This is a genomic window from Micromonospora sp. NPDC050495, assembly GCF_040655175.1.
Taxonomy (GTDB): Bacteria; Actinomycetota; Actinomycetes; order Mycobacteriales; family Micromonosporaceae; genus Micromonospora.
Genome location: NZ_JBFAJK010000003.1, coordinates 108,044 through 121,754, shown reverse-complemented (window position 1 = coordinate 121,754; position 13,711 = coordinate 108,044). Strand labels below are relative to the sequence as shown.

The following is a 13,711-nucleotide window of genomic DNA, read 5'->3' as shown; positions in this document are numbered from 1 at the left end:
CGGACCGGGCGGCAGAAGGACCCGTCCCGTTCCGGACGGGTCCTTCGTCGTGCCCGGCCCGGAACCGGCGGCGGCTGCCTTACGGCCCCCGCCGGGGCCGGGCCGCCGCGAGGGCGACGGGGCTCAGCCGGCCGGGCGCACCTCGGCGAAGTGGCAGGCCGACGGGTGCGGGTCGGCCGCCCGCAGCACCGTGTGCGGCTCCTGGGTGGCGCAGACCTCCTGCGCCTTCCAGCAGCGGGTCCGGAACCGGCAGCCCGACGGCGGGTCGGCCGGGCTCGGCACGTCGCCGGTGAGCCGGATGATGTTCCGGTCCGTCCGGGCGTCCGGGTCGGGCACCGGCACCGCCGAGAGCAGCGCCTGGGTGTACGGGTGGGTGGCCCGCTCGTAGATCTCGTCCTCGGTGCCGATCTCCACGATCTTGCCGAGGTACATCACGGCGACCCGGTCGGAGATGTGCCGGACCACCGACAGGTCGTGGGCGATGAAGATGTACGACAACCCGAACTCGTCCTGGAGCTGCTCGAGCAGGTTGATCACCTGGGCCTGGATGGAGACGTCCAGGGCGGACACCGGCTCGTCACAGACGATGATCTCGGGCCGCAGGGCCAGCGCCCGGGCGATGCCGATGCGCTGCCGCTGGCCGCCGGAGAACTGGTGCGGGTAGCGGTTGATGTGCTCGGGGTTGAGCCCGACCACGTCCAGCAGTTCCTGCACCCGCCCCCGCTTGCTGCCCTTCGGGGCCGCGTCGGGGTGGATGTCGAACGGCTCGCCGATGATGTCGCCGACCGTCATCCGCGGGTTGAGCGAGGTGTACGGGTCCTGCATCACCATCTGCATGTTCCGGCGCAGCCGGCGCAGCTCGGAGCCGGAGGCCTTGAACAGGTCCCGCCCCTCCAGGGTGGCCCGGCCGGCGGTCGGCGTCTCCAGCCGCATGAGCAGCCGGGCCAGGGTGGACTTGCCGCAACCGGACTCGCCGACCACGCCGAGGGTCTCGCCGCGGCGCAGTTCGAAGCTGACCCCGTCGACGGCCTTCACCGCGCCGATCTGCTTCTTGAACAGCACCCCCTGGCTGATCGGGAAGTGCTTGTGCAGGTTGTCGACGGAGAGGATCGTATCGCCGCGGACCTTGGTCGGGCTAGCGGGCGCTGTCATCGCGGACCTCCTGGGCGAAGTGGCACGCGCTGGTCCGGCCGTCGCCGAGGACCAGGTCGTGCGGCACCTCGTCCACGCAGACCTGCTGCGCGTACGGGCACCGGGGGTGGAACGGGCAGCCGGAGGGGATCCGCATGAGGTTCGGCGGCAGCCCCTTGATCGTGGCGAGCGCCTGGCCGCGGACGTCCAGCCGCGGGATCGACTCCAGCAGACCCTTGGTGTACGGGTGCGCCGGCGCCCGGTACAGCGAGCGCACGTCGGCGTGCTCGACGATCCGGCCGGCGTACATGACCGCGATCCGGTCCGCCACGCCGGCCACCACGCCGAGGTCGTGGGTGATCAGGATCATCGCCATGTCGAGGTCGCGGCGCAGGTCGGCCAGCAGGTCCATGATCTGGGCCTGCACGGTGACGTCGAGCGCCGTGGTGGGCTCGTCGGCGATCAGCACCTTCGGGTTCAGGGCGAGCGCCATCGCGATCATCACGCGTTGGCGCATGCCGCCGGAGAACTGGTGCGGGTAGTCGCCGAGCCGCTTCGCCGCGGCCGGGATCTTCACCAGGTCCATCAGCTCGACCGCCCGGCGGCGGGCGTCGGCCCGGGACATCCCCTCGCGCTGGCGCAGCGTCTCGCCGATCTGCCAGCCGACCGGGAAGACCGGGTTCAACGCCGACAGCGCGTCCTGGAAGATCATCGCGATCTCCTTGCCGCGTACCTGCCGGCGCTGCTCCTCGGACCGGGTCAGCAGGTCCTGGCCCTGGTAGAGGATCTGACCGGCGGTGATGTGCGCCGGCGGAGTGTCCAGGATGCCCATGATCGCCTGGGCGGTCACCGACTTGCCGGAGCCGGACTCGCCGAGCACGGCCAGGGTCTCGCCCGCGTCGAGGTGGTACGACACCCCGTTGATCACCTTGGCCACGCCCTCCCGGGTGCGGAACTCGATGTGCAGGTCCCGTACGTCGAGCAGGTGGCCGCCGGGCGGGGTGGGGGAGGCCGGCGTGGGCCGGACCGCGGACTCAGTCATCAGGTTCACCGCAGCTTCGGGTCGAAGGCGTCGCGGATCGCGTCGCCCAGCATGATGAAGGCGAGCACGGTCAGCGCGAGGAAGGCCGAGGGGACGATCAGCGGGGTCGCCGACTCCCGCATGTGGATGCGGCCGGTGTCGATGTCCTGGCCCCAGGAGATGGTCGGGGCCTTCAGGCCGATGCCGAGGAAGCTCAGGGTCGCCTCGGCCGCGATGAACGAGCCGAGCGCGATGGTGAGCACCACGATCGCCGGGGCGAGCGCGTTCGGCAGGATGTGCCGCCACATGATCCGGCCGTTGCCGGCGCCGAGCATCCGGGCCGCGGCCACGTAGTCCTGCTCCTTGGCGGTGATCACCGAGGAGCGGACCACCCGGGCCGCGGTGGTCCAGCCGAGTACCGCCAGTACGAAGATCACCGCGAACAGCCGGACGTTGTCGCTGCTGGTGCTGACCCGCTTGAGCAGCACGATCGCGGCGAGCAGCAGCGGGATGCCGAGCACGATGTCGATCACGCGGGAGAGCACCGCGTCCACCCAGCCGCCGAAGTAGCCGGCGAGCATGCCGACCAGCAGCGCGATCACGCCGGTGGCCAGCGCGGCGATCGCACCGACCAGCAGCGAGGCCCGGGTGCCGTAGACCGCCCGGGCGTAGACGTCGCAGCCCTGGAAGTCGTACCCGAGGATGGCCGCGCCGGACGGCCCGGCGTGCTGCCGGGAGAGCAGGCAGTCACGCGGGTCGTTGCCGGTGAACAGCGACGGCACGGCGGCCATCGCGGTGAAGAGCACGACCAGGCCCAGGCTGATCCAGAAGATCGGGTTGCGGCGCAGGTCCCGCCAGGCGTCGCCGGCCAGGCTGCGCGGCTTCTGCGGGGCGCCGACCTGGTTGGGCGTGCCGGGCTCGCCGGAGACGCCGCGCCGCGCGGCCTGGTTCTCCGTGGCCGCCACGGTCTCGAAATCGCTCATGCCCGCACCTCGTTCCGCTCGGCGCGGCCACGAGCGGTCCGGCACACCGCGTTGTTGATTCGTTCGCTGCGCTCACTCATAGCGGATCCTCGGATCGAGTACGGCGTACAGGACGTCCACCACCAGGTTGGAGATCAGGTAGACCACGACGAGCACGCTGACGATGCCGACCACCAGCGGGCCGTCTTCGGTGCGGATGCCGCGGAACAGGTTGAAGCCGACGCCGGGGATGTTGAACACGCCCTCGGTGATGATCGCGCCGCTCATCAGGTTGCCCAGCTCGACGCCGAGGAAGGTGATCACCGGGATGAGCGAGTTGCGCAGCACGTGCACGCTGACGATCCGCCGCTTGACCAGGCCCTTCGACCGGGCGGTCCGGACGTAGTCGGCGCGCAGGTTCTCCGCCACCGAGGTGCGGGTCAGCCGCAGGGCGGTGGCCAGCGACAGGGAGCCGAGCACGATGCCGGGCAGCAGCAGCGCGTAGAGGCTCGGTTGGGCCCCGGCGGTGGGCGGGAAGAGCTGCCACTTGACGCCGAGGAAGTACTGCGCGAGCGGGGCCAGGACGATGGTCGGGATGCCCAGCACCAGCAGGGTGAGCACCAGCGTCGAGTTGTCGAAGATGCTCGCCCGGCGGATACCGGCGATCACGCCGGCCGTGACGCCGAAGAGGATGGCCACGGCGAGCGCGATGAGCGCCAGCCGGACGGTGACCGGCCAGGCCTGCTGGAGGATGTCGCCGATCTGCCGGCCGGTGAGCGACTGGCCCAGATCGCCCTGGAGCAGGTTCTTGACGTAGTCGAAGTAGCGGTAGAAGAAGCCGCCGACGCCGGTGGCGTCCAGGTGGTACTTCTCCGTGAGATATGCCCGCTGGGCCGCGGTCACCGGGCGCTCCCCGGCGAGGGCCTGGATCGGGTCGCCCTGCCCGGCGAACATCAGCGCGTAGACGATCAGCGTGGTCCCGAAGAACGCGAGGACCATCTGCAGGAGGCGCCGCAGGATGAAGCGGAACATGCTTGCCAGTCTCTCCGGAATAGCGCGAAAGGGGCGCAGGATGACATCTCTGGTGTACCGGAAATTAGCCACCGGCCCCCTCGGGCCGGCGCGGCCCGTGCCGGGATCGGCCCCGCGGGCCGCCGGCGGGCCGCACCGCCACGTGCGCCGGGCCACCCGGGTCGCCCCGGGTGGCCCGTGCCGTGGTCAGCTCAGCCGGCCGCCTCGATCTTGACGAGGTTGACCCGCTGGAACAGGTCCATCTGGACGTTCTTGACCTTGTTGGAGTGCCCGAACACGTTCTCGCCGAAGCGGAGCGGGATCACCGGCATGTCCTTGGCCAGGATGTCCTCGGCCTGCTGGTACTTCTTGATCGCCTCTTCCTGGGTGGGCGCGGCCGAGCCCTCCTTGACCAGGCGGTCGAACTCCGGGTTGCTGTAGCCGTAGTAGTTCGACGAACCGTTGGTGCTGTACAGCGGGCCGAGGTAGTCCTCCATGGACGGGTAGTCCATGACCCAGCCCATCCGGAACAGACCCACCGGCTGCTTCTTCTCGACCTTGGTCAGCAGGTCGGCGAACTTCGGCTCGGCCGAGCCGACGCAGTCGACGCCCAGGTTGGCCTTGAGCTGGTTGCAGGTCGCGTCGACCCAGTCCTTGTGGCCGCCGTCCCCGTTGTAGGAGATGGTGATCTTCGACGGGCCGCCCGCGGCCTGGTAGAGCTTCTTGGCCTCGGTCGGGTTGAACTGGCCCGCGGCGCCCGTGGTGTTGTCCCGGTAGCCCGGCAGGACCGGCGAGACGAACGAGCGGGCGGACTGCTGGGACTCCTTGAAGATCGACTTGGTGATCTCGTCCCGGTCGATCGCCATCGAGATCGCCTTGCGCACGTCCGGCTTGCTGTATTCCTTCTCGAACGTGGGGAAGGCCAGGAACTGGAACGACGACATCGGGCTGGTCTGGTAGTTGTCGCCCAGGTCGCTCTGCGCGGTGCTCAGGTTCTCCGTCGGGATGGTCGGCAGCACGTCGAGGTTGTCCGACTGCAGGTCCGAGTACGCGGCGGTGAGCTGCTGGTACACCCGGAACTCGACGTCCTTCACCCGGGGCTTCTCGCCCGGGTAGGCGTCGTAGCGCTCGACCTCGAGCTTGCTGTCGTGCTGCCAGGCGCCCTTCATCTTGAACGGGCCCTGGCCGATCGGCGCCTGCTCGTACGAGTCGTTGAGCACGCCCGGCGCGGAGAACGCGGCCTTCGGCAGCGGGTAGAACGCGGTGTAGCCGAGCATCGACTTGAAGTCGATGTACGGCTCGGAGAGCGTCACCCGGAAGGTGAGGTCATCCACCTTCTCCAGGCCGGACATCGTGGTCGCCTTCGGCTTCTCACCCTGCAGGTCCTGGTAGCCCGCGATCTTCTCGAAGAAGTAGCTGGCGCCCTGGCCGTTGGGCGCGTACGCGCCGTAGTTCCAGGCGTTGATGTAGTCGTCCGACGTGACCTTCTGGCCGTCGTGGAAGGTGAAGCCGTCCTTGAGCTTGATCGTCCAGACCTTGTTGTCGGACGACGTCACCGACTCGGCGGCCACCTCGTAAGGCTTGTTCTGCGCGTCGTAGTCGACGAGCGGGCTGAACAGGCCGGCGAGCACCTGCGAGCCGGACGTTTCGGTGGTGTTGGTGGGAACCAGGTGCTGCGGCTCCGCGATCTGGATGCTGACGCCCGCACCCTGGCCGCTGCCGCTCGAGTCACCGTTCCCGCCGCTGCCGCAGGCCGCCAGGCCCAGCGTCACCACGAGCGGGAGGGCGGCCCAGGCGGCGAGTCTACGAACACGCATGAACTCTCCTCATCTCCTCACGCTGCGCAGTCAGGCCCGACGCTGGGTAACGCTGCGCAACGATCGGTAACGGTAGGTCGCGCGCCGACGATCGACAACGGAAGGGTTGCGAACCGGTAACGGAAAGTGCCGACCGGGCTTGTCGCCGCCGGGCCGGCGTGGTACGGCAAAACTCGTGAAAGGCCCCGGCCAGGGCCTATGTGCCGGACGGCTGCGCGATACGGTGTGATCACGATGCGGCCGGGTTGATCCGGCGAGGCTGTCCCGGTCGTCCGGTCCGGTGCCCTGACGTCCGGCTCCGGTGTGGTCTGCGGCACATTTGGTGACTCTCGGTGACAATCGCCACCTGACGGATCGTCACCGTTCGCCGTCGGCGACCCGCCCGGCGCGCGCCGTGAGACGATCCATGCGTGACGGCGACCATCCTCGACGGCAAGGCGACCGCGGCGGAGATCAAGGACGAGCTGCGGGCACGGGTCAAGGCGCTGGCGGAGCGGGGCATCACCCCCGGACTGGGCACGGTCCTGGTCGGGGCGGATCCCGGCTCCCAGGCGTACGTCAACGGCAAGCACCGGGACTGCGCCGAGGTGGGCATCGCCTCGATCCGGCGCGAGCTGCCCGCCGACGCCACCCAGGAGCAGCTCGACGCGGTGCTGGCCGAGCTGAACGCCGACCCGGCCTGCCACGGCTACATCGTCCAGCTGCCGCTCCCGGCGCACCTGGACACCCAGCGGACGCTCGAGCTGATCGACCCCGCCAAGGACGCCGACGGGCTGCACCCGGTCAACCTGGGCCGCCTCGTCCTCGGCTACGACGCCCCGCTGCCCTGCACCCCGCGCGGCATCATCGAGCTGCTGCGCCGGCATGACGTGCCGCTGCGCGGCGCCCGGGTGGCCCTGGTCGGCCGGGGCAACACGGTCGGCCGACCGCTCGGCCTGCTGCTGACCCGGCGCAGCGAGAACGCGACGGTGACCCTCTGCCACACCGGCACGCTGGACCTGGCCGCGCGCACCCGCGAGGCGGAGATCGTGATCGTGGCGGCCGGGGTGCCGGGCCTGCTCACCGCCGACATGGTCAGCCCCGGCGCGACCGTGGTGGACGTGGGCATCACCCGGGTGGTCGGCGCGGACGGCAAGGGCCGCTACACCGGCGACGTGGACCCGGAGGTGGCCGAGGTGGCGGGCAAGCTGGTGCCGATGCCGGGCGGGGTCGGCCCGATGACCCGGGCCATGCTGCTGACCAACGTGGTCGAGCGCGCGGAGCGGCAGGACTGACCCGCCCAGGCATGTCATAACTGTCCGCCCCTGGCCCGATCAGTGCCAGGATGGCTGATACGGTCCGGAAAACCGACTGGTATCAGGGAGTGGGACGACCATGGGTAAGAAGGTCACTGTCGTCGGGGCCGGCTTCTACGGCTCCACCACCGCACAGCGCCTGGCCGAGTACGACGTCTTCGACACCGTCGTGATCACCGACATCGTGGAGGGCAAGCCGGCGGGCCTCGCGCTGGACCTCAACCAGTCGCGGGCCGTCGAGGGCTTCGAGACCAAGGTCGTCGGCGTCACCACCGGTCCCAACGGCGAGGGCTACGAGGCCATTGAGGGGTCGGACGTCGTGGTCATCACCGCGGGCCTGCCGCGCAAGCCGGGCATGAGCCGGATGGACCTGCTGGAGACCAACGCCAAGATCGTCCGCCAGGTCGCCGAGAACGTGGCCAAGTACGCCCCGAACGCCGTCGTCATCGTCGTCTCCAACCCGCTCGACGAGATGACCGCGCTGGCCCAGCTCGCCACCCAGTTCCCCAAGAACCGGGTGCTCGGCCAGGCCGGCATGCTGGACACCGCCCGCTTCACCAACTTCGTCGCCGAGGCGCTGAACGCACCGGTCAAGTCGGTGAAGACGCTGACCCTCGGCTCGCACGGCGACACCATGGTCCCGGTCCCGTCCAAGAGCACCGTGAACGGCAAGCCGCTGCGCGACATGATGCCGGCCGAGCAGATCGAGGACCTGGTCGTCAAGACCCGCAACGGTGGCGCCGAGGTGGTCGCGCTGCTCAAGACCGGTTCGGCGTACTACGCCCCGTCCGCCGCGGCGGCCCGGATGGCGAAGGCCGTGGCCGAGGACTCCGGCGACGTCATGCCGGTCTGCGCCTGGGTCGACGGGCAGTACGGCATCGCCGGCGTCTACCTGGGCGTCGAGGCCGAGATCGGCGCCGAGGGCGTCAAGCGGGTCGTCGAGACCGACCTGGACGCCGACGAGCTGGCCGCCCTCAAGGAGGCCGCCGAGGCGGTCCGCGCCAAGCAGGCCGACGTCGCCAACATGTGACCCAAGCCCACCCACCCCACCCACCCGGCCGTGTTGAGCATGAAGTGGTAGCGGTCCGCCGTGCCCCGCCGGGGCGACAAGTTCACGATCAACAAGGCGGGGGGTGGGTGGTGGGGGAGTCCCGGGCGGTTTCCAGTACGCTCGTACTGCTTGAGCACGTGTCCCCCGAGAGGAGCGCCGGCCGATGGCGAAGATCAAGGTAAACAACCCGGTCGTGGAAATCGACGGCGACGAGATGACCCGGATCATCTGGAAGCAGATCCGGGAGCAGCTGATCCTGCCCTACCTCGACGTCGACCTGCACTACTACGACCTGTCGATCGAGCACCGCGATGCCACCGACGACCAGGTCACCGTCGACGCCGCCAACGCCATCAAGGAGCACGGCGTCGGCGTCAAGTGCGCCACCATCACCCCGGACGAGGCCCGGGTGGAGGAGTTCGGCCTGAAGAAGATGTGGCGGTCGCCGAACGGCACCATCCGCAACATCCTCGGCGGCGTGGTCTTCCGCGAGCCGATCATCATGTCGAACGTGCCGCGGCTCGTCCCGGGCTGGACCAAGCCGATCATCATCGGCCGGCACGCGCACGGCGACCAGTACAAGGCCACCGACTTCGTCGTCCCCGGCCCGGGCACGGTGACCATCACCTACACCCCGGCCGACGGCGGCGCGCCGATGGAGATGGAGGTCGCCAACTTCCCCGGCGGCGGCGTCGCCATGGGCATGTACAACTTCGACGAGTCGATCCGGGACTTCGCCCGCGCCTCGATGCGCTACGGCCTGGACCGCGGCTACCCGGTCTACCTGTCCACCAAGAACACCATCCTCAAGGCGTACGACGGCCGGTTCAAGGACATCTTCGCCGAGGTGTTCGAGAACGAGTTCAGGTCGGACTTCGAGGCCGCCGGCATCACCTACGAGCACCGGCTGATCGACGACATGGTCGCCGCCGCGCTCAAGTGGGAGGGCGGGTTCGTCTGGGCCTGCAAGAACTACGACGGTGACGTGCAGTCCGACACCGTCGCGCAGGGCTTCGGCTCGCTGGGCCTGATGACGTCGGTGCTGATGACCCCGGACGGCCGTACGGTCGAGGCCGAGGCCGCGCACGGCACCGTCACCCGGCACTACCGGCAGTACCAGAAGGGCGAGAAGACCTCGACCAACCCGATCGCCTCGATCTACGCCTGGACCCGGGGCCTGGCCCACCGGGGCAAGCTGGACGGCACCCCGGCGGTCACCGAGTTCGCCAACACCCTGGAGCAGGTCATCGTCGACACCGTCGAGGGCGGCCAGATGACCAAGGACCTGGCGCTGCTCATCTCGCGGGACGCCCCGTGGCTGACCACCGACGAGTTCATGAACGCGCTGGACGAGAACCTGGCCCGCCGGCTCGCCGGCTGACCGTTCCGTTCGCCCGGAAGCCCGTCGACCGCCCGGTCGGCGGGCTTCCGCGTACCCGAGGCCGCGTCACCTCGACGTGGCACGCCTCGTTGAACAGGGTGGACGCGATGCCAGTCCCGTCCAGGAAGGCTGACGCGGTCGTCTCGCGGCGATCAGCCAGCCGTTCCCCGGCTGTCACGCACAGCCAGCCGTCCCTTCCCTTGCGGGGGGCCCTGTCCCGGGCCCCCCGCGCCCTGTTCTCCGGCGCGAACCGGGCCCAGCCGGCTCGGTCGGCTCAGGCGTTGAGCAGGGGTCCCGGCACCACCGCAGGCGTCAAGCGGGACCCCTCCTGTCACGCGGCGCGGAGCAGTTCCGCGGCCCGCTCGGGCGCGATGTCGTTGATGAAGACGCCCATCGCCGACTCCGTGCCGGCCAGGTACTTCAGCTTGTCCTTGGCCCGCCGGATGCTGAACAGCTGCAGGTGCAGGTGGCCCAGCTCGCGGTCGATCCGCACCGGTGCCTGGTGCCAGGCCGCGATGTACGGCATCGGCAGGTCGAACAGCCCGTCGAAGCGGCGCAGCACGTCCAGGTAGAGCGGGCCGAAGGCGTCCCGTTCGGCGTCGTCCAGCGCCGGGATGTCCGGCACCGGCCGGTGCGGGGCCAGGTGCACCTCGAACGGCCAGCGGGCGGCCGCCGGCACGTACGCGGTCCAGTGGTCGTTGGCCGCCACCACCCGGTCCCCGGCGGCGCGCTCCGCGGCGAGCACGTCGGCGTAGAGGTTGCCGCCGGTGCGCTCGGCGTGCCGGCGGGCGGCGGCGAGCATGGTGCGGGTCCGCGGCGTCACGAAGGGAAACGCGTAGATCTGCCCGTGCGGATGGTGCAGGGTCACGCCGATCTCCACCCCGCGGTTCTCGAACGGGAAGACCTGCTCGACGCCGGGCAGGGCGCTCAGCGCGGTGGTCCGGTCGGCGAGCGCGTCCAGCACGGTGCGCACCCGGCGGGGGGAGAGGCTGGCGAACGAGGCGTTGTGGTCGTCGGTGAAGCAGACCACCTCGCACCGGCCGCGTCCGGGGCGGACCGGGGTGAACGGGGTGATCTCGGTGGCCGGTTCATCGGCGAGCCGCTGGCTCAGCGACGGGAAGCGGTTCTCGAAGACCACCACGTCGTAGTCCGGGGCCGGGATCTCGCTGAGCCGGTCGCCCCGGGACGGGCAGAGCGGGCACTCGTCGGCCGGGGGCAGGAAGGTGCGGGTCTGCCGGTGCACCGCCACCGCCACCCACTCGTCGGTGAGCGGGTCGTACCGGAGTTGGGAGGCCGGCGGCGGCGGGGGCAGGTCGCGCCGGTCCGGCTGGTCGCGGACCGCGTCGTCCCGCTCGTCGAAGTAGATCAACTCACGGCCGTCGGCCAGCTCGATCTGCGTACGCTTCACTGCGCCCCCTCCGTGGCCGGCACGATGACCAGCTCACCCACCCTGTCCCCGAGTACCCGCCGTGCGTCGGGCGCCAACCGGTCGTCGCTGACCAGCACGTCCGCCGCGTCGAGGCCGACGATCGAGGAGATGCCGACCGTGCCCCACTTGGTGTGGTCGGCGAGCACCACCAGCCGGTCCGCGGCGGCCACGAGCGCCCGGTCGGTGTCCGCCTCCATCAGGTTCGGGGTGGTGAACCCGGCCCGTTCGCTGATCCCGTGCACGCCGAGGAAGAGCAGGTCCAGGTGGAGCGCCCCGAGCGCCGCCACGGCCAGCGGGCCGACCAGCGCGTCCGAGGGGGTGCGTACGCCGCCGGTGAGCACCACGGTCTGGTCGGGCCGGCCGCCGACGTGCAGGATCTCGGCCACCGGCAGCGAGTTCGTCACCACCGTGAGGCCGGGCACGTCGACCAGGCGGCGGGCCAGCCCGGCCGTGGTGGTGCCGGCGGAGAGCGCGACCGCCGCGCCGGGCGGGACGAGCTGCGCGGCCCGGGCCGCGATGGCCGCCTTCTCGCCGGCCTGGCGGACCGACTTGGCGTGGAAGCCGGGCTCGTCGGTGGAGCCGGGACCGGCGAGCGTGGCGCCACCGTGCACCTTGGCCAGCAGGCCCTGCTCGTGCAGCGTCTCCAGGTCGCGCCGGATGGTCATGTCGGAGACGCCGAACTCGCCGGCCAGGTCGGTGACCCGTACCCCGCCGGCGGCGCGGACCCGTTCCAGGATGGCCGCCTGCCGTTGCCGCGCCAGCACCCGCCCCACCTCCCGCCACCACGTCTCCACGCGGTCGAACGCGTTCCAACAAAGACGAACACTAGCGCGCACCAGCGCACGACGGAAGGAAGGGGTGCGGACCTGCCCCAGCCGACCCCGGCGCGGGGCGGCCGCGACCGGACCAGCCGGCCCGCGCGCGGGTCGGACGGCCCCCGAGGCGCAGGCCAGGCGGCACCCACCGCAGGCCAGGCGGCGGTCGGCGGGCCAGCGCCGGCCGGCCGGCGCGCGGCGGTCAGGCGGCGGGGCGGTCAGGCCGAGCGGAGGCGGGGCTCCACCCAGCCCGCCTCGACGAGGTGGTCCATCACCTGCTGCACCGCCTCGTCGACGGCCAGGTCGGAGGTGTCCACCATCAGGTCCGCGTCGGTCGGCTCCTCGTAGGGGTCGTCGATGCCGGTCATCCCGGTGAGCAGTCCGGCGCGGGCGCGGGCGTACAGGCCCTTGCGGTCCCGCTGCTCGCACACCTCGAGCGGGGTGGCCACGTGGACCAGCAGGAAACCCGCCCCGGCCGCGTGCGCCATCTCCCGGGCGGTGGCCCGGGCGGCCGCGTACGGGGCGATCGGACAGCAGATGCCGACGCCCCGGTGCCGGGCGATCTCGGCGGCCACCCAGCCGATCCGGCGCACGTTGGCGTCCCGGTCGGCCTTGCTGAAGCCCAGCCCGGCGGAGAGCTCCCGGCGCACCACGTCCCCGTCCAGCAGGGTGACGGTCCGGTCGCCGTTCTCCCGGAGCAGGTCGGCCAGCCCGCGGGCGATGGTCGACTTGCCCGAGCCGGAGAGGCCGGTCAGGAAGATCACCAGGCCCCGGTGCCGGCGGGGCGGGCGGGCCCGGGCCAGCTCCTTGGCCACCGCCGGCGGGGTGTGCCATTCCGGCAGCGGGAAGCCCCGGTCCAGCAGGTCGTCGATCTCCTCCTGGCTCAGCGCCAGCCGCCGGTTGCGCGGCGGGATGTCCTCCCGCCAGCGCCACTGCCCGTCCCGGTTGTCGTAGGCCAGCTCCCGGGGCACCAGCACCCGCAGGCCGGCGCCGGAGAGCATGCCCTCGGTGGAGAGCAGGTGGGTCACCCCGTACGCGGCGGCGACCCGGGCCCGCAGCAGGGCGTCGCTGATCTCGTCGCGCCGCCGGGCCAGCGGCACCGCCACCAGGGTGGCCGGGGGCATCCGGTCCCGGGCCGCGAAGACGCCGCGGACCAGCGCCTCGGCCGGCAGCCCGCCGGTCGCCTCCTCGCCCACCGGGATCAGCACCAGCAGGTGCGCGCCGAGGGTGCGGGCGGCGTGGGCGATCTGCGCGAGTTGCGGGCGGTGCAGCGGACGGTCGGCGAAGACGCCGAGCACCCGCCCCGGGGGCAGCAGCGCGCGGATCTCCTCGGGGCTGCGCCGCAGCCGCTGGAACGGCCCGTGACCGCCGTCGCCCAGCCGGCGGACCGTGCCCCCCACGCCCACCACGCCCTCACGGGTCGGCCAGACGTCGGTCACGTCCATGGCGGCGACCGGCGCGCCCTCGCCGTCGGTCAGCACCAGCGCCCGGCGCGGCGGATCGTCCAGCGTGAGCCCGTCGGCCAGTCCGGCCGGCACCTGCAGGGTCACCGGCACCGACCACGGGGTGCCGTCGGCCAGCCGGCCACGCCGGCCCACCGCGACCAGGTCGGCGCGGGTCATGAAGCCGGTCAGCGGGGCGTACGCCCCGGTCAGCAGCAACTCCAGATCGGCCAGCTCAGCGTTGCGGAGCGCGTACGTCGGCGCATCCCGCAACACGTCCTCGGGCAGCACCCACCCGTTGTTCATCGAACCCCCAAGTCACCGGCCGGCACACAGTTTCTCAGCCCACCGGCGAT

At 71.4% G+C, this 13,711-nt stretch carries 11 protein-coding genes; 3 read left to right on the top strand and 8 right to left on the bottom strand.

All coding sequences use genetic code 11. The annotated features are described in order from the left end of the window. Positions 1-123: 123 nt before the first annotated feature. The 5 genes from AB0I11_RS05760 to AB0I11_RS05740 form a co-directional block, all read right to left on the bottom strand. Positions 124-1,152, bottom strand: coding sequence for a dipeptide ABC transporter ATP-binding protein (locus AB0I11_RS05760; protein WP_357314034.1), 1,029 nt, complete (start codon positions 1,150-1,152; stop codon positions 124-126). After that, entirely contained in the window at positions 1,136-2,173 is a 1,038-nt protein-coding gene (locus AB0I11_RS05755) for an ABC transporter ATP-binding protein (RefSeq protein WP_357314032.1), read from the bottom strand. Before AB0I11_RS05755 ends, AB0I11_RS05760 begins: the two co-directional genes overlap by 17 nt. A 5-nt stretch (positions 2,174-2,178) precedes the next feature. Further along, positions 2,179-3,135 carry an ABC transporter permease gene (locus tag AB0I11_RS05750; protein ID WP_357314029.1) on the bottom strand — a complete coding sequence of 319 codons (957 nt, stop codon included), beginning with the start codon at positions 3,133-3,135 and terminating at the stop codon, positions 2,179-2,181. A gap of 72 nt (positions 3,136-3,207) precedes the next feature. Then, positions 3,208-4,146 (bottom strand): ABC transporter permease, encoded by a 939-nt coding sequence (locus AB0I11_RS05745; RefSeq protein ID WP_357314026.1) that lies wholly within the window; start codon positions 4,144-4,146, stop codon positions 3,208-3,210. A 191-nt stretch (positions 4,147-4,337) separates the two neighbouring features. Next, positions 4,338-5,942, bottom strand: coding sequence for an ABC transporter substrate-binding protein (locus AB0I11_RS05740; protein ID WP_357314024.1), 1,605 nt, complete (start codon positions 5,940-5,942; stop codon positions 4,338-4,340). Between the two features lie 410 nt (positions 5,943-6,352). On the opposite strand from AB0I11_RS05740, the gene AB0I11_RS05735 reads away from it, so the two are divergent. The 3 genes from AB0I11_RS05735 to AB0I11_RS05725 all read left to right on the top strand — a co-directional run bounded on the left by AB0I11_RS05735 (position 6,353) and on the right by AB0I11_RS05725 (position 9,669). Then, the gene (locus AB0I11_RS05735) at positions 6,353-7,216 is read left to right on the top strand and encodes a bifunctional methylenetetrahydrofolate dehydrogenase/methenyltetrahydrofolate cyclohydrolase (protein ID WP_357314021.1); all 864 of its coding nucleotides are present in this window, start codon (positions 6,353-6,355) and stop codon (positions 7,214-7,216) included. A 100-nt stretch (positions 7,217-7,316) separates the two neighbouring features. Beyond that, the gene (mdh, locus tag AB0I11_RS05730) at positions 7,317-8,267 is read left to right on the top strand and encodes a malate dehydrogenase (protein WP_357314019.1); all 951 of its coding nucleotides are present in this window, start codon (positions 7,317-7,319) and stop codon (positions 8,265-8,267) included. A 184-nt stretch (positions 8,268-8,451) separates the two neighbouring features. After that, positions 8,452-9,669 (top strand): NADP-dependent isocitrate dehydrogenase, encoded by a 1,218-nt coding sequence (locus AB0I11_RS05725; protein ID WP_357314017.1) that lies wholly within the window; start codon positions 8,452-8,454, stop codon positions 9,667-9,669. A gap of 331 nt (positions 9,670-10,000) precedes the next feature. Here the strand turns inward: AB0I11_RS05725 and galT are convergent, their stop codons facing one another. From galT to cysC, 3 genes are all read right to left on the bottom strand, one after another. Continuing rightward, positions 10,001-11,077 carry a galactose-1-phosphate uridylyltransferase gene (galT, locus tag AB0I11_RS05720; protein ID WP_357314015.1) on the bottom strand — a complete coding sequence of 359 codons (1,077 nt, stop codon included), beginning with the start codon at positions 11,075-11,077 and terminating at the stop codon, positions 10,001-10,003. Then, on the bottom strand, positions 11,074-11,862 hold the full coding sequence (locus AB0I11_RS05715; protein ID WP_357314452.1) for a DeoR/GlpR family DNA-binding transcription regulator: 789 nt from the start codon (positions 11,860-11,862) through the stop codon (positions 11,074-11,076). Before AB0I11_RS05715 ends, galT begins: the two co-directional genes overlap by 4 nt. A 269-nt stretch (positions 11,863-12,131) precedes the next feature. After that, positions 12,132-13,661 carry an adenylyl-sulfate kinase gene (cysC, locus tag AB0I11_RS05710; RefSeq protein ID WP_357314013.1) on the bottom strand — a complete coding sequence of 510 codons (1,530 nt, stop codon included), beginning with the start codon at positions 13,659-13,661 and terminating at the stop codon, positions 12,132-12,134. Positions 13,662-13,711 lie beyond the last annotated feature (50 nt).